We start from the raw sequence: 15,728 nt of genomic DNA on the forward strand, positions 1-15,728 counted from the left end.
CATAAAACCTCATTGTCCTGGTATTTCATTCCCTGTAATCGGTGCAATACAGAGATATTTCCGTTATCGGTATTGGCAATAGAGCAAAATGCTTACCAGCTTTTTATTAACCGAGTAAATTCTTATGAATATTTTAATAAAGGCTTTAATTTCAATAAATTAAATAGAAATAAAAATTGACACCAAAAAATATCACTGCGTCAGTTTATCGCCTCATTTTGATAAATTCTCATTATTGATAAATAGTGTGATCGCTGAAGATAAAATAAGAAAAACATCCAAAAACAGCGTGATAGATTGATTTTTCGCAAATCATTTTTGCATTGCTTCGCCTATTTATCATTTTCCTTGAGAAATGCGACACACTGCCGGAGAAGTACCATGATTTCAGTACTCAGCAATATTCAGGATGATATATGCAATTATGCCGACGCTATTTCTGGCATAACGGGCACGGACGTTGAAATCATTGATGAATCTTTAATGCGCATCGCGGGTACCGGGAAATACCGGCATATGCTCAATGAGAACGTGGCCAAAAATGGCTACATCTATCGTCACGTATTGCAGGTGAGAGAAACGGTACTGATCAAAAATCCCGGCGAGCATCCGCTGTGTCAGTTATGTGAAAAACACCACTACTGTTCTGAAATGCTGGATTTGAACGCACCCATTTTTCTCAATAATCGCGTGATTGGCGTGATCGGGATTATTTGCTCAACCCAGGCACAGCGTGACACGTTACTGAGCCAGATTGATAAATTTGTCACCTTTATTGAGCAAATCGCCGTAATGATCTCCAGTAAGGTCTTTGAATGCCTGGAGCGTTTACGCGCGCAGGAAACGCTTGGCGCATTTCGGCGTCTGATCGATGCTATGGACCGCGGCGTGGTGGCAATTGATGGCAAGGGTCTTATCTGGCATGCCAATCATTCAGCCGATCGCATCCTCAACCGTGAGGTTCAGGGATTACCACTGACCATTGAAACAACCGGAGACAGCCTGTACGGCGATGAAGAAGCGTGGCTGACGCTTGAAGGTCAGAAACATCATGTACTGTGCAAACAAATTTCGCTCTCCTCGCAGGATAACGATCGCTTAACCATGGTTATCTTTCGTGATGCACACGACTACCTGAGTAACCTTACTCCATCCCCTTATGAGTCCGATATGCAGGTGCGACTGATTGGTCACTCTCCCTCAATGGAGCAACTCAGAAGCACCATCGGTAAAATCGCCAACAGTTACGCCAGCGTGCTCATCACCGGGGAAAGCGGCTCGGGGAAAGAGGTCGTGGCTTTTGCCATTCACCAAAGCAGTCCACGTAAAGCCGCGCCTTTCGTGACAATCAACTGTGCGGCTATCCCCGAACAACTGCTGGAAAGCGAACTGTTTGGTTATGTTCGTGGCGCATTCAGCGGGGCCGATCCCAAAGGACGAATGGGAAAATTTGAACTGGCCAACGGCGGCAGCCTGTTTCTGGATGAAATTGGCGATATGCCGTTGCACCTGCAGGCCAAGCTGCTCAGGGTATTACAGGAAAAGGCGATCACCCGCGTTGGCTCTAATAACACCATCAATATTGATGTGCGCATTATTGCCGCGACCAACAAAAACATTAATGCGATGGTGGAGAATAATCAGTTTCGCGAAGATCTTTTCTATCGCCTGAACGTGGTCCCTCTGGTACTTCCTTCCCTGCGTGAACGCCGGGCTGATATTGCGGTCCTCGCACAGTATTTTGCCGATGAGTTCTCGGTCAGTTACCAGCGACCACCGCAAAAACTGCCTGATGACGTTATTAACCGCCTTTATGCCTGGCACTGGCCGGGCAACATTCGTGAATTACGCAACGTGATCGAATACATTTTTGTGATGCGCGGAGAAGCCGCCGGGATCAACGCCAGCCATCTTCCCCCTTACCTGCTCACCGCCGCTGACGGTAGGAAAACGACGATGACCGCGCAACCCTGTCAGCTTGCCAGCAAAGGAAAACAGGCGGAAAGAGAAGCTATCGAAAACGTCATCCAGCGGTTCGGCTCAAGCGTTGAGGGGAAAAAACAAGCCGCGACAGAACTGGGGATCAGCATTGCCACGCTCTATAGAAAAATAAAACTGTACGGTTTGTGAGCCCCCCCTCTTAGCGAAGAGGCTCACGTAAAACCATACTGTGCAACCGAATGCGTTACAGGGCCGATTGATTTCGATGCTGCTCGAAATAGCGTCTGGCCTTGTCGTCAGCTTCTTTCAGGTCTGTCGGATTCAGGTTCTTCTGCGCGATATCCAGTCCATTTTGCGCATCAGAATTCCCATTAGCGAAGGCCACCGCACTCCAGATATACGCCTGAGCATAATCCTGAGTTACCCCTTTGCCTTCAAGGTACATGGTTCCCAGCATCCCCTGAGCTTCCGCATTTCCCTTTCTTGCGGCCTGTTCAAACCACTCAGCGGCTTTTTTTTCATCCTGAGCGACGCCATTACCTTCTAAATACATCAAGCCAAGATCTTTCTGCGAGCCTGCATCTCCCTGGGCCGCGGCTTTCTCCAGCCACTCCACCGCTTTTTTACTGTCCAGGGCCGTTCCCTCTCCTTTTGCGTACATCATGCCAAGCATGCCCTCGGCCAGCATATCCCCTTGAAGAGCAGCCTGATTAAACAGCTCAAACGCTTTTTTGTGGTCCTGAGCCACACCAACGCCCTCGCCAAGGTAATACATCGCGCCGAGCATGCTCTGGCCCAGCGCGTCCCCTTTGCTGGCGGACTGTTTAAACAGCGCGAAAGCTTTGTCGGTATCCAGACCGACACCATCACCTTCAAAGTACTTTCTGCCCAGTAATCCCTGCGCTTTGGCATCCCCTCGTTCAGCCGCTTTACTCAATGACTTAACGGTGTTGTAGCCCTCTAATAGCGACGCCTTACTTTCAAGGAAACGCTTTGCGTCAGGATTGCCCTTCTCAACCGCACGATGGAGCCACTCAATGGCATGATAGTTTCCGCGCTCGGCAGCAATGCTTAACCACTCGACGGCCTGCTTATTGCCTTTTCCGACTTCGTTGTCAAACCACTCAATGACCTTACCGTCATACCAGCGCGCGCCCTCACCATCAAAGTAAACTAAGGCGAGCAGATAACGCGCATCGAGATTGCCCTGCCCAGCCGCACGGGTCAGCCATTCAACAGCGTTCTTGTCATTCTGCTGCACGCCCTTACCTTCAAAATACAGCACACCGAGATAGTATTGGGCATCGACATTCCCCTGAGCCGCCGCTTTGCTAAACCATTCGGCCGCTTTCTTGTCATCTTTCAGGCCGCCTTTACCCTCGTAGTACATCAGTGCAAGCAGATGCTGGGCACTCGCATTACCCTGCTCAGCCGATTTGGTCAGCCACTCGCTGCCTTTACTGAAATTCTGCTCTACCTCTTTACCTTTTAAGTACACGGTTGCAAGCACAAACTGCGCCTGCGCATCTCCCGCCTCAGCACCCTGCTGTAAAACAGCCACAGGTTCTTTATTCCACTCTTTTGCTTGTCCCTGTGAAGATCCCGCACCCCACAATATTCCGATGAAAGTGAAGGCGAGGAGAGGCCGAATGTTCATAAAACGTAATCCTTGTTAAGAAAAGGCACATAATGGAGATGCTCCAACGGCAAGCCAACTTATTTAACTGCGATTGTGATCCGTGTCGGAACTATCAGATATTAACTGGGAAATGTGCAAAATATAATTCTTTGACTATGCAGGTGATCCTTAGTGAATAATGCACAACAAAAAGGCCATGTTAATAACATGGCCTTTCGTCTGGACATGGCGTTGAAACTTAATCAAACACACCATTAATAACAGCGGTGACAATCGCCGTGCTCAGTGCAATCAGCACCAGATTATCGCCAATAACCTGCCATTCATAGCCCGGGTAATACGGAAGTTGATTCAACATTGATGGCGGAACGCTCTTCCTGGCGATCCCCGGAGGAAGCGGTTTTCCTCGCGCCAGATTTTTGGCAATACCTGGAGGCAGTGACTTATAGCCCGTTAGACCGTATCTGACGGCATACTGCCTGGCCACGTTATAGCTGATGTCACTATCAACATGGTCCGGCTTACCATAATTTTTACGCTGTTCTGATTGTGCGTTATTTTTTTGGTCCGCGTGTCCTTTCTGGCTATGACCACTATTCCCCTTGTTCCCGCTATTACCATGATTGCCACTGTTACCATTTCCGTTGCCATTACCGGGGTTAGCCAACACAGGAGTAGCACACATCGTCATCGCAGCAACGGCAACTACCGCCGCGGCTAAAGTTTGAAGCCTGGACATGATGATTCCTTAAGCTGTGGATACAAATAAAAATGTACGGTATTCGCTGAATACTGGCTATCGCTTCAACTCCGATTTATGGGCAAATAAACGATGTTGTTTTGCCATGGACTCCCCAGATTGAGCGTTTTTGAGATTACAGCTCGCCATTCCCGCTATCTCAGATCGGCAAGCGACAGGCACAGGATCTGAGTTTTTGGGAATAACTTCGCGAAAATGGAGAGAAAACGACGTTTTTTTTCGGTTAAGCTATGTTCATGCTTTGGCGTTACCCCATGGCCGGAATCACTATCCAGGAACCCAACCATAATGGCAAAAAGTACCCCGCAGCTGCCGCTCGACCCCCATATGTGTCGCAGCTATGAGAAAAAGTCGCGAAGTCCGCTGGCGCTCTATTCCGAGTATCAGCGTATGGATGTCGAACTGCGGGCGCCGCTGGCTATGACCTACAGCCACTGGCACGGCCAGGTTGAGGTGAACGTGCCATTTGATGGTGATGTGGAGTATCTTTTTAATGACGAAGTGGTGAAGAGCAAACAGGGTTTTATCACCTTGTTCTGGGCCTGTACTCCCCATCAACTCACGGATGCCGGACACTGTAAACAGATGGCCATCTTCAACTTACCGATGCATCTGTTTTTATCCTGGCCGCTGGACAGGGAGCTGATTAATCACGTGACCCACGGGATGGTGATTACTTCGTTGGCTTCACAGCAGCTGAGCGCGTTTGAAGTACAGCGTTGGCAGAATGAACTCAATAGCGATAACGAACAAATTCGCCAGTTAGCCATTGATGAAATCGCGCTAATGCTCAAGCGCTTTAGCCTCGCTGGCTGGCGGCCGGTACTGGGTAACAAAACGTCGCGCACCCAGAAAAACAGTATTTCACGGCATTCACAGTTTTACGTCAGCCAGATGCTGGAGTTTATTGCCGCCAACTGCGACAAACAGCTTACGGTTGATGCTATTGCCGAACACGTTAAGCTCAATCCCAATTATGCGATGGGTATTTTTCACCGGGTGATGCAACTGACGATGAAACAGTATATTACCGCGATGCGCATTAACCATGTGCGGGCTTTACTCAGTGATACGGATAAAACAATTCTGGATATCGCTACAATTGCAGGATTTCGCTCCAGCAGTCGATTTTACAGCTCGTTCCATAAATACGTCGGCATGCCGCCACAGCAGTATCGAAAATTGAGTCAACAACGCCGACATCATTCACCTTATGCCGAGGGGTAATTTATTCACCAAACGTTCTCTTACCTTACTACTAAAATATAAGCACCAGAATAGCAGGTCAAAAAAGATAATCTGCAGCAGTTAATAAAATAGGGTTCAGCCATGAGCTCTGGCAACTATGTTGCTCAGACATGAGTGACCTGTAGCAGGTATTTATTTGACGTGTTCAACCATTAATGATTGGGATGGAATTATGGAATTAAATAACTGCACCGCCAACAACAGAAAGCCATTGTCTTTCTTTTGGTCAGTTTTACCCATGGTAGTCATGCTGGGCGGGATTAGCATCGGATATTTTATCTTCAATATTCGTGCTGAACCCATGATCCTGATGGGAACGGCAGCCGCCTCGTTTATCGCCATCGCTCACGGCTACACGTGGGATGACATTCTACAATCTATTTGCAATAAAATATCTGAAGCGCTGCCGGTCATATTAATTGTCGCCAGTATCGGTTTCTTAATTGGCGCATGGATGGTGTCAGGCACTATTCCAATGATGATTTATTATGGTTTGAAGTGGATTAACCCGCAGTATTTCTATATTTCGGCATTTATGCTGGGGGCACTAATCTCAGTATGCACCGGTACCTCCTGGGGTTCTATCGGGACCGTTGGTATTGCCATGATTGGCGTAGCGATTGGTCTGAATGTCTCGCTGCCCATTGCCGCTGGTGCCATTGTTTCAGGCTGCTGGTTTGGTGATAAGCTCTCACCGGTTTCTGATTCAACCAACATGGCTGCACTGGCTGCCGGGGTAAACTTGTACTCGCATATCGGCCACCTGCTGTGGACTACCGGCCCGGGTTTTATTATTTGCTGCGTCGTTTACAGCTATATGGGCATGGGCATTGATGCCTCGTCCAGCGCGCCAGAAAACATTACCAACTTGATGAATTCTATTGGTCAGATTTATCACTTCAATATTCTGCTGCTACTCCCGCCGATCATCGTTTTATATGGCTCACTGTCAAAAAGACCGCCCATTCCGATGCTCTTTTTATCTACGATAGTCTCAATGATTTTGGCATTAGTCTTTCAGCAATTCACGGCATCCTCTGTCGGCGAATCCGTGGTCAGTGGCTTTAAGCTCGCAATGCTTACCGGAGATAATCTGCCGACACTGTCTTCCGATGTTTCCCGCTTACTGGAGCGAGGCGGCGCTATTTCAATGTTTAGCAGCTTCGTTACCGTTTTCAGCGCCTTCAGCTTTGCCGGGGCAATGAGCGCGACAGGCTCTCTGCACACCGTGATAAACGCGCTGACAAAAGGCGTTAAATCCACATTCCGCCTGGTGGCTACCACGATTGTGACGACATTTACCATCTGTGCCTGCACGGCAAATGGGACCTTACCGTTGCTGCTGTGCGGTGATGCCTTTAAAGAGGAGTACAAAAAGCGAGGTCTTGCGGCAAAAAACCTCTCGCGAACCACTGAAGATGCCGGAACCGTTGTCGAACCGATTATCCCCTGGTCTGCCTCAGGCGTTTATTGCGCCACTATGCTGGGTGTTGCCACGCTTGATTACTTGCCCTGGGCAATCCTCTGTTACAGCGGCGTCATCTTTGCCCTACTGTGGGCGGCAACCGGTATTGGCATTGCTAAATATGAGCCCAATGAAGCCACTGAGAATATGGTTGAGCAAAAATCGTAGACTACTAAATAGCTAAATATTAGCTATCACCAGGGTAAATTAAATATATCCATTAGATATACATAAACATTCTTCGCTTTTGCGTTGCTTACACTATTTTCAGAGACTTTCCAGGAGTCAACAATGTCTTTGTTTGATGATATTGTCACAAGGGATATTAATTGTCGTAAATACGGGCAATTACAACAGATGTACGGTACCACCGATGTATTACCGCTGTGGATTGCAGATATGGATTTTGCGACACCAGAGCCAATCATGAGCACGCTGCGTTCGGTGGTGTCAAAGCCTGTGCAAGGCTATAACCTGGATTATCCACAATGGAAAGAATCTGTTATTCATTGGTATGCACAACAGTATGATGCCGATATCAAGGCACACTGGTTACATTTTATTCCCGGTGTTATAAAAACTATCGTACTCTCTTTAATGGCGCTTACCCGTCCAGGCGATAATATTTTAACCTGTACGCCAATCTATGATCCCTATCCTAATCTGGTAAACACCAGCGGTAGGAATTTGATTCAGACGCGCCTCATTGAGAAAAACGGGCACTATGAATTTGACTGGTATGATTTCAGCGAGAAACTCAAGCAGTGCAAAATGTTTTTGTTCCCTTCACCGCATAATCCAGGTGGAATGGTGTGGTCGCGAGAAACGTTGGAAAAAATAAGCCACTATTGCCAGCAGGCTGGCATCATCATTCTGTCTGATGAAGTGCATAGTGATTTAACCCTGCCAGGAAAGCGCCATTTGCCGTTTTTTACTGTTAATGAAGCGCCAGATAGTCGGTCAATCGTGCTTACTTCCATCAGCAAGACCTTCAATACGGCGGCGATCCAGGGCGGAATCGCCATTATTAAGAATGATGAATTACGCCATCAGTTCTACCACTTTCTGGATAACTGCTACCTTGCCGAGACGCATTCATTGCAGCAGGCGGCCATTTATAGCGCTTTTACCCATTGTGCCGACTGGCACCAGAAATTATTGGCCTATCTGGCCGACAATGTAGCGTTTGTGAAAAGTGAAATTGAAAAGCACTGTCCTTTGATCTCAATAGTGTATGGCGGCGCGTCGTATCTTCTGTTTCTGAATGCGGAAAAAATGGATCTCAGCGATGAGCAGCTAAGCGCTTTTTTTGTGCATGACGCCAGGCTTGGCCTGTCACCTGGGGCGCAATACGGTCCCGGTGGAGAGGGGCATATGAGACTCAACGTTGGCTGCCCGCGCCCGGTACTGGTAGACGCGATGAACAGGCTAAAAGCGGCATGCCAGAAATGGCAGAACGCATAGCGTACATCACACGATTTGCCCTGCCACGGTGGGGCAAAATTATCCAAAGATGTTGCTGAACTGCTATAAAGTCTTTCCCTTCTGTCGGCTGGTGTTAAACTGGAAAGTGTGATCTTCATCATAACCTGCTTAAACAGAGACAAGAGACACTGCTATGCAACATATCATCGAGGGCTTCCTCAACTTCCAAAAAGAGATTTTCCCTCAACGCAAGGAACTCTTCCGCAGCCTGGCATCCAGCCAGAATCCTAAGGCACTTTTCATCTCCTGTTCCGATAGCCGCCTGGTACCAGAACTCGTTACTCAGCAAGATCCAGGACAGCTTTTCGTTATCCGCAACGCCGGTAATATTGTACCGTCATTTGGTCCGGAACCGGGTGGTGTATCCGCAACCATCGAATACGCGGTTGTCGCACTTGGCGTAACGGATATCGTCATCTGCGGTCACTCTAATTGTGGCGCGATGAAAGCCATTGCCGATAGCCAGCCCCTGGATCCGATGCCCGCTGTCGCTCACTGGCTGCACTATGCCGATGCCGCGAAAGCCGTGGTCGATAAAAAAACCTGGGATAACCCAATCGATAAAGTTAACGCCATGGTGGAAGAGAACGTTATCGCACAGCTTAACAACATTAAAACGCATCCTTGTGTCGCGGTTGGGCTGCGCAATAATGCGCTTCGTCTGCACGGTTGGGTGTATGACATCGAAAGCGGTGAAATCCGTACCCTGGATAAAAACAGCAAAACCTACGTTTCCCTTGCAGATAACCCGCAGGTGCATTTCGAGTAATTCCCCCACTGGAGCAAGGATGCTCTGGATAGCTTTTACCTACTTTTGTGCTATAGACAAAGCACAGACTTGCGACTAGCTTTAAAATAGCTACTGGTGTTCCTACATCGGATTTCGCACATTTATAAAATATTGCGACAGGTCTCATGCACAGAGTACAGACAGCTGTTCATACATGGTGCAGGCGATAAAAAGGAGCCGGTACGAATGCAAGCAAAAATAAAAAAAATAATAAATATGATATTTTATCATGAGTCGTGGGATATCATGCTTATTAAGGATAATGGTACACACTTATTCCCTGACAACACTCTGGAGATATTAAGCAAATCCACTGCGCAGCAGTTAAAAAAGAAATATACATTTCAGGCCGATCCTTTTCTGATTGAAAAAGACGATAAACTGTATGTTTTCTATGAAGCTTTTAGCTTCCGTAACTCAAAAGGCACGCTACGATGTCGCGTTCTTGACCGTGATCTGGTTGAACTTGAAGATATTAGCCTTGAAGGCTTTGACGACTTAAAGTGTCATTTGTCATTCCCTTATCTGATACATATCAACGATCAACTCTTCATGATCCCCGAGTCTTCAGAAAGAAAAGAGGTAATACTGTTTCAGTCAATTGAGTTCCCTGCACGCTGGAAGCAAGTTAAAGTTTTAATCTCTGATACCGAATTAACTGACAACATATTTATCTCAGTTAATGAAACCTGTTATCTGTTGTCCACCACGATGGATAATGAAATAATTATTCATTCGGCAGATCATCTTTACGGACAGTGGCAGCGAATTAATCCGGCGTTGAAGGTGAGCAATCCTCATCATCGAGGCGCAGGAGCCTCCTATCAGGTCGAAAATAAAATGTACTTCCTTACTCAGGAGTGCACGCCGGAAACTTATGGAAAATCAATCTATATCAAAGAATTAGTGACACTGAACGACGCTAATTTTGCTGAGAGTCTGATCGAACAAATCAATTCGTCGATCAACCACAGTGATGGCGTCCACACGCTGAACTTCTCAAATAATTATATTGTTTATGATACAAAAATAAACAAATTTAGCTTTTTATCTATACTTAAAAAAATATCTTATAAATGCATGGTGAGGTATCGCAACTATTACCTTACCAAACGTAACCAATAACGCGTTCTCTATGGTACTGGCGTGAATCAATCCCCGTTTATCTGGAGTCTGTATGGCAATTCTTGTCACTGGTGGTGCAGGTTATATTGGTTCACATACTGTGTTAACGCTACTGGAAAGAGGCGATGATGTCGTAGTCATCGATAATCTGGCGAACGCCAGCAGAATTTCGCTGGACAGGGTCGCGGAACTCACCGGAAGAGAGCCCATTGTCTATATCGCCGATGTTCTCGACAGGCAGGCATTAAAAAACATTTTCGCCGACCATAACATCACCGATGTCATTCATTTTGCGGGACTCAAATCGGTTTCAGAGTCGATAAAAGAGCCCCTCGCCTACTATGAAAACAACGTCACCGGTACGCTGGTTTTACTGGATGAGATGCTGGCCGCTGGCGTTAATCGTTTCATTTTTAGCTCATCTGCGACGGTATATGGTAATCCAGAAAGCGTACCGCTGAGCGAGCAATCACCTACGGGCGGCACCACCAATCCGTACGGTACGTCTAAGTTGATGGTCGAACAAATTCTGGCCGATTTCTCACGTGCACAACCCGATTTTCGCATTACCTGCCTGCGCTATTTCAACCCGGTTGGCGCCCATCCATCAGGTCGGATTGGTGAAGATCCTAACGGTATCCCTAATAACCTGGTTCCGTATATCTCCCAGGTCGCGATTGGTAAGCTGGAAACCGTGTCGGTGTACGGTAATGATTATCCAACCCCTGATGGTACCGGTGTGCGTGATTATATTCACGTCATGGATCTGGCGACCGGTCATTTAGCCGCACTGGATTGCCAGAACAAAGGCGCGGCTTACAAAGTGATTAATCTCGGTACTGGAGTCGGGTATTCCGTACTTGACCTCATTGAGGCATTTGAAAAAGCGGCACAGACAAAAATTAATTATCAGTTTGTCGCCAGAAGACCCGGAGATATTGCCGAATGTTGGTCTGACCCGTCGCTGGCATACAAAGAGCTAGGTTGGAAGGCCATCTATAACCTTGATGAAATGATGCGTGACACCTGGAACTGGCAAAAAAATAACCCGAATGGGTATCAAATTTAATGTTCTCAGCAGCGAGCCTGACCGTCAGGCTCGCTGCTGTGTCTGACTAGCGTACCGTTATTGTTGATACCTGGTACCAGCCGCTGCTCTGTTTCCCTTCATTGGCAAAGTTGATTCTCGCGACACCGGATTTATCCAGCATTGCAACCTCAATCGCGTATTGCCCTTTCGCCAGTCGGCCTGGCATAGATAACGCATAACTGACCTGATACTTACCGGGGAGCCAGCGGCGAATATCCTCCGCGGAATTCCCCTGTGCCACCACCTTATTGGCGCTGTCTACGACCCGGAATGCCAGCATGTAAGGCAGATAAATCGGTGCGACACCCTCATTGTACCAGGTACTGTTTAATGTCAGCGTTTGTCCGCTGTCCCACACGGACTCATGGCTCAGGGACGCAAGGCGAAATCGATAGCCCAATTTGGTCAGCGCATCGTCGACAATCGGTCGATAGTCGCTGGGTATCGTTCTCGATTTCAGGTTAATGGTACTGGCGTGCTGCTTGACCGCCCAGTCAAAAATCCCCTGCACTTCAGCACGTGTATAGTGAAAGGTGTTCTTCCAGTCCTGCATATACGAGCAGATCTCCAGACTCACCGGCGCACGTTTCCAGACGTCGTTGAACCCTGAATAACTCTGCTGCGCAGCCAGCAATCGCTGCGGGTAATCATCAGCCATATGGTTCCAGGTGTCCGAAAATACGCGCAGGTCCCCCCAACAGTCCGCACGCCACCCAGCCCCACGCGCCACCGCATTCGCCAGACTTTGACCGCCGCTTATCAACATTATTTTTGGTGTCACCGGGAAAGCAGAAAAGTGCATCGCGACGTAGCGATCCAGTTGCGCCGTGGTGTATCGCTCCAGTAATGGCTTCAGGTTCGGGAAGTTGCTGTTATGCCATTCTCCCCACGACCCCACCATGCCAATATCAACAAACGCGAGATTCTCATTACCATCGTAGCGCTTACCAAATGCGTTCAACAGACGCTGGCTGTATTGAATAAACAGAGGATCGTCTAAATCCGGTATAAACGTCTTATTATCAGACGTCCAGGTTCCTTTTACGCCTTTTTTAATCAGCCAGTCGGGAATTTTAGTGCCATCCGCCGGGTCGGCAAGCGCCATAAATCGTAGCCCGACATTCATCGCAGGACGATGTGCCGCCGCGTATTTGAAGGCATCATCCACCAATGCAAAATTGTACTGGCCTTCGACTGGCTCCAGGCCCCGCCAGTAAAAACGCTCGTATTCAAATCCGGTATTGGGATAGTCCGCCAGCCCCAGCGTTTCACCGTATCCCTGATGAAAACTTGCCACGCCAATCCCCGGATTGGTTAACGGGCCCGTCAATGCTTTGGGGGTAACGGTCGTCAATGCGGCCATAACCGTCAGCGGGAAAAACATGCACAACAACGCACAAACCCATTTACGCTTCATCGCAATGACGTCCTCCACCAATTTGTTAACGCTAGCGGTCTTTCAGGCTTAACCACCAGTCCCAGATACCTACGTGAAAATTTTGGAACACATCAATACCTAACGCGGATTTGATCATATACAGCGTCAGCAATATGCAGCAGGTGACGAATAGCACGGCAATCAGCAGCAAAAAAGTGAGCAACATTCTCGACAGGGTTGATTCCTGGCGATGCTGGCGGCGTAAATCTCTGCCAAACAAAAAAACCAGATAATAACGCTTACTGAAAAAAGGAAAGCTTCTGCGAATATCGATCTGATGCCGCGAAGTCAGGGTTGTAGCAAGGAGCGCTTTTTCCACCCCTTCTTTTTGTTCAGGGGTCAATTCCTGCGCTATCCGCTCATCAAGGTGAGCGTAAAACCGTTCGATGGCAGGAGGACGATTTTGAGGACTGGTCAAAATTAACCTATATCTTTATCAATGGAATGGTAGACGTTAACCGTCTTTTTGGCGATTTCATGCCAATTGTAGTTTTGCAAATATACACCATAGTCCACGCTATTTGCTGTTGCCCCTTGGCCTAATTTTTCAGCCAGACCGGTTACATCTCCCACCTTAAAATAGGCCTCGGCGGGCAGTTGAACTTCAAGGTTAGCCGGAATATCACTGACGACGGCCGGAAGAGAAAATGACATTGCCTCCAGCAGCGCAATGGGCAATCCTTCATGGTATGAGGGCATCACAAACAATTTAGCCTGCGAAAACACCGCCTGAAGTTCGTCACCACGTAAAAAACCAGTCATCACAACACCTGGCGTGTCGGCGGCAAGCTTTTTGAGGCGCACGCTGTATTCGGTCGGATGATCCGCATCGCCAATTAACACTAACGGTATGGTCAAACCACTGTGTTGATAAGCGGCGATGGCATCATGCATCCCTTTTTCTTCCACAAACCGCCCAACCACCACGAGGTAGTTTTTCGGCTGCAGCCCAAAGCGGGAGAGCGTATTGTCGATGGTGAGCTCTGATAATAACCGCGGCTCGTTTACGCCATTGTGAATTAAATGCGCATCATAGCGACCGTGTTTTTTCTGGATCAGTTGATTAATAACTTCAGAAATCACAATCACCTCGTTGGCATATCTCACCGCCCAACGCTCACCCAGCAGCAGTATTTTTTTGGCAACGAAACCCCATTTTTGACGATCGTAATCGGGCCCGTGGTGGGTAAAAACTACCTTCTTACCCATCACACGTAAGAGTGGGATCACAAGGCCAGGGCCAATGGCATGGACATGCACAATATCCGAATGGTCAAAACGAGTCCTAAACGCCGCTAAAACGGAATGGACAATAGCTTCCAGCGAGCGCTTTTTGGGTGCCCACAACGCATAGGTTTCGACTTTTTTATAGACCGACCGTTTGTAATTTACATATGGCGAGCGAGCAATTACGCAAATATCCACGTCGAACTGCTGTTTAATGGCAGGATAAAGATTCTGACAGTGTGTCTCCACACCGCCCAGTACATCAGGAATACCACGCGTTCCAAAAACCGTTATTTTTTTACTCATACTATGGCCTGCTCAGCAGTTCTTTATACAGCGCCTGTAAGGTATCCATATGTTTACTCAGCGCATATTTTTCACTCAACCGCGCACGGCCATGTAAGCCCATATCCCGCGCCTTCTCTGGCGAGTCGGCCAGGGCGTCCATCGCATTTGCCAGCTCCTGCGCATTACCCGGTTCGAATAAAATCCCTTCAATACCGTCACGAATTTGTTCCGGGATACCGCCAATGCGCGACCCGATAACAGGCTTGCCTAAGGACATCGCCTCTAATATCGCCATTGAACAGTTTTCATAGCATTCTGAAGGCAGGATCACCGCTCGCGCATGCTTAATAAGCTTGTCGAGGGCTTCCCCTTGTTGCACATAACCTAAAAATTCAACATCAGGGTATTTGGCGGCTAACTCATCGTGCAACGGACCGTGCCCCACAACTTTCAGCGGCGCGCTGTTCCGCATTTTTTTATGCGCTGCCAACAACGTTGCCACGCCCTTTTCACGGCTCAGACGGCCGAAGTACAGCATATAGCCTTCATCGCTTACTTCGGCCAGGGGACGGCTGTCATCAACGCCATTGACGATGACATCAATGCGCGAATTTGGCAGCGTGCGCAGCAAAACACCGCGTAAAAAAACGCTTGGTGAAACAATCACATCCAGTGCCTGATAGTTTTGTGCAATGTACTGCCAGGTTGCCTCCAGGGAGAGCAGTAAACTTTTTGAGGCTGAACCTTCCTGACAACGATACCTGAAGGCATTGAAAACCGTTCCGGTAATACAGGAATCACACACCTTGCCGTCGCGCAGCATGGAATACGCGGGGCACACAATCTTATAGTCATGCGCAGTCAGCACCGTTTTGCAGCCAAAATTGCGCGCAACTTTAATCAACGCCGGTGTTAACTGATGGTAGATGTTGTGAAAGTGGACAATATCCGGGCGCTCTTTTTCTAATAACGCCAGCATTTTTTTGCAGGCCTGCGAATTATGAATAAAGTTAACCGCCGTTTTGATACCACCCAGCAGATTGCTCGCTTTGTGGTAGTCCACATTACTTACGAAATAATCCGTATAGTCCGAGGGGAAATTATTCTCATGAAGCATAGAGAAATCAATAACCTGCACTCCGGCCTGTTTCAGCATATCGCGTTCTTGAAAATAAACCGTTTCCGCGCCGCCTTTGATGAAAAAAAACTTATTCACGAGTAAAACTTTCATT

13 protein-coding genes are annotated in these 15,728 nt (G+C 47.9%); 7 read left to right on the forward strand and 6 right to left on the reverse strand.

The window, feature by feature from the left end:
* Nucleotides 1–381 precede the first annotated feature (381 nt).
* Nucleotides 382–2,130: a sigma-54 interaction domain-containing protein gene (locus tag OGX86_RS18985; RefSeq protein ID WP_048225174.1), complete on the forward strand. Its 1,749-nt coding sequence runs from the start codon at nt 382–384 to the stop codon at nt 2,128–2,130.
* A 55-nt stretch (nt 2,131–2,185) separates the two neighbouring features.
* Here OGX86_RS18985 and OGX86_RS18990 read toward each other — a convergent pair whose 3' ends face one another.
* Together OGX86_RS18990 and OGX86_RS18995 are read right to left on the reverse strand one after the other, a co-directional pair.
* A complete protein-coding gene (locus tag OGX86_RS18990) occupies nt 2,186–3,598 on the reverse strand; it encodes a tetratricopeptide repeat protein (protein ID WP_286562423.1) in 1,413 nt (470 codons plus the stop codon).
* 220 nt (nt 3,599–3,818) lie between these two features.
* Nucleotides 3,819–4,319, reverse strand: coding sequence for an anti-virulence regulator CigR family protein (locus OGX86_RS18995; protein WP_048225177.1), 501 nt, complete (start codon nt 4,317–4,319; stop codon nt 3,819–3,821).
* A 309-nt stretch (nt 4,320–4,628) separates the two neighbouring features.
* Between OGX86_RS18995 and melR the strand changes: the two genes are divergently transcribed.
* The 6 genes from melR (at nt 4,629) to galE (ending at nt 11,522) form a co-directional block, all read left to right on the forward strand.
* Entirely contained in the window at nt 4,629–5,567 is a 939-nt protein-coding gene (gene melR / locus OGX86_RS19000; protein WP_003826064.1) for a transcriptional regulator MelR, read from the forward strand.
* Nucleotides 5,568–5,760: 193 nt separating this feature from the next.
* Entirely contained in the window at nt 5,761–7,221 is a 1,461-nt protein-coding gene (gene nhaC, locus OGX86_RS19005) for a Na+/H+ antiporter NhaC (protein ID WP_103285663.1), read from the forward strand.
* A 123-nt stretch (nt 7,222–7,344) separates the two neighbouring features.
* Nucleotides 7,345–8,517, forward strand: a complete 1,173-nt coding sequence (locus tag OGX86_RS19010) for a MalY/PatB family protein (protein ID WP_286640396.1) — start codon at nt 7,345–7,347, stop codon at nt 8,515–8,517.
* Between the two features lie 154 nt (nt 8,518–8,671).
* Nucleotides 8,672–9,307, forward strand: a complete 636-nt coding sequence (locus tag OGX86_RS19015) for a carbonic anhydrase (RefSeq protein WP_003826059.1) — start codon at nt 8,672–8,674, stop codon at nt 9,305–9,307.
* Between the two features lie 207 nt (nt 9,308–9,514).
* Nucleotides 9,515–10,453 carry a glucosamine inositolphosphorylceramide transferase family protein gene (locus OGX86_RS19020; RefSeq protein ID WP_267428869.1) on the forward strand — a complete coding sequence of 313 codons (939 nt, stop codon included), beginning with the start codon at nt 9,515–9,517 and terminating at the stop codon, nt 10,451–10,453.
* Nucleotides 10,454–10,505: 52 nt separating this feature from the next.
* Complete coding sequence (gene galE, locus OGX86_RS19025; protein WP_048215721.1) at nt 10,506–11,522, forward strand: UDP-glucose 4-epimerase GalE; 1,017 nt, start codon at nt 10,506–10,508, stop codon at nt 11,520–11,522.
* A gap of 46 nt (nt 11,523–11,568) precedes the next feature.
* On the opposite strand, the gene OGX86_RS19030 is transcribed toward galE, so the two are convergent.
* Genes OGX86_RS19030 through OGX86_RS19045 form a run of 4 tightly spaced genes read right to left on the reverse strand, consistent with a single transcriptional unit; the run spans nt 11,569 to nt 15,727 of the window.
* Nucleotides 11,569–12,960, reverse strand: a complete 1,392-nt coding sequence (locus OGX86_RS19030; RefSeq protein WP_286640402.1) for a DUF4832 domain-containing protein — start codon at nt 12,958–12,960, stop codon at nt 11,569–11,571.
* Between the two features lie 31 nt (nt 12,961–12,991).
* Nucleotides 12,992–13,399, reverse strand: coding sequence for a hypothetical protein (locus OGX86_RS19035; protein WP_048225193.1), 408 nt, complete (start codon nt 13,397–13,399; stop codon nt 12,992–12,994).
* Between the two features lie 2 nt (nt 13,400–13,401).
* Complete coding sequence (locus OGX86_RS19040) at nt 13,402–14,514, reverse strand: glycosyltransferase family 4 protein (RefSeq protein ID WP_286640404.1); 1,113 nt, start codon at nt 14,512–14,514, stop codon at nt 13,402–13,404.
* Between the two features lies 1 nt (nt 14,515).
* Nucleotides 14,516–15,727, reverse strand: a complete 1,212-nt coding sequence (locus OGX86_RS19045; RefSeq protein WP_286640406.1) for a glycosyltransferase family 4 protein — start codon at nt 15,725–15,727, stop codon at nt 14,516–14,518.
* Nucleotide 15,728 lies beyond the last annotated feature (1 nt).

Origin of the sequence: Citrobacter sp. Cpo040, from assembly GCF_030332915.1 — a bacterium.
Lineage (GTDB): Bacteria > Pseudomonadota > Gammaproteobacteria > Enterobacterales > Enterobacteriaceae > Citrobacter > Citrobacter portucalensis.

What these genes read in the sequence shown, in the direction of transcription:
- OGX86_RS18985 (WP_048225174.1), top strand. Translation starts at nt 382, where the DNA reads ATGATTTCAGTACTCAGCAATATTCAGGATGATATATGCAATTATGCC.
- OGX86_RS18990 (WP_286562423.1), bottom strand. Translation starts at nt 3,598, where the DNA reads ATGAACATTCGGCCTCTCCTCGCCTTCACTTTCATCGGAATATTGTGG.
- OGX86_RS18995 (WP_048225177.1), bottom strand. Translation starts at nt 4,319, where the DNA reads ATGTCCAGGCTTCAAACTTTAGCCGCGGCGGTAGTTGCCGTTGCTGCG.
- melR (WP_003826064.1), top strand. Translation starts at nt 4,629, where the DNA reads ATGGCAAAAAGTACCCCGCAGCTGCCGCTCGACCCCCATATGTGTCGC.
- nhaC (WP_103285663.1), top strand. Translation starts at nt 5,761, where the DNA reads ATGGAATTAAATAACTGCACCGCCAACAACAGAAAGCCATTGTCTTTC.
- OGX86_RS19010 (WP_286640396.1), top strand. Translation starts at nt 7,345, where the DNA reads ATGTCTTTGTTTGATGATATTGTCACAAGGGATATTAATTGTCGTAAA.
- OGX86_RS19015 (WP_003826059.1), top strand. Translation starts at nt 8,672, where the DNA reads ATGCAACATATCATCGAGGGCTTCCTCAACTTCCAAAAAGAGATTTTC.
- OGX86_RS19020 (WP_267428869.1), top strand. Translation starts at nt 9,515, where the DNA reads ATGCAAGCAAAAATAAAAAAAATAATAAATATGATATTTTATCATGAG.
- galE (WP_048215721.1), top strand. Translation starts at nt 10,506, where the DNA reads ATGGCAATTCTTGTCACTGGTGGTGCAGGTTATATTGGTTCACATACT.
- OGX86_RS19030 (WP_286640402.1), bottom strand. Translation starts at nt 12,960, where the DNA reads ATGAAGCGTAAATGGGTTTGTGCGTTGTTGTGCATGTTTTTCCCGCTG.
- OGX86_RS19040 (WP_286640404.1), bottom strand. Translation starts at nt 14,514, where the DNA reads ATGAGTAAAAAAATAACGGTTTTTGGAACGCGTGGTATTCCTGATGTA.
- OGX86_RS19045 (WP_286640406.1), bottom strand. Translation starts at nt 15,727, where the DNA reads ATGAAAGTTTTACTCGTGAATAAGTTTTTTTTCATCAAAGGCGGCGCG.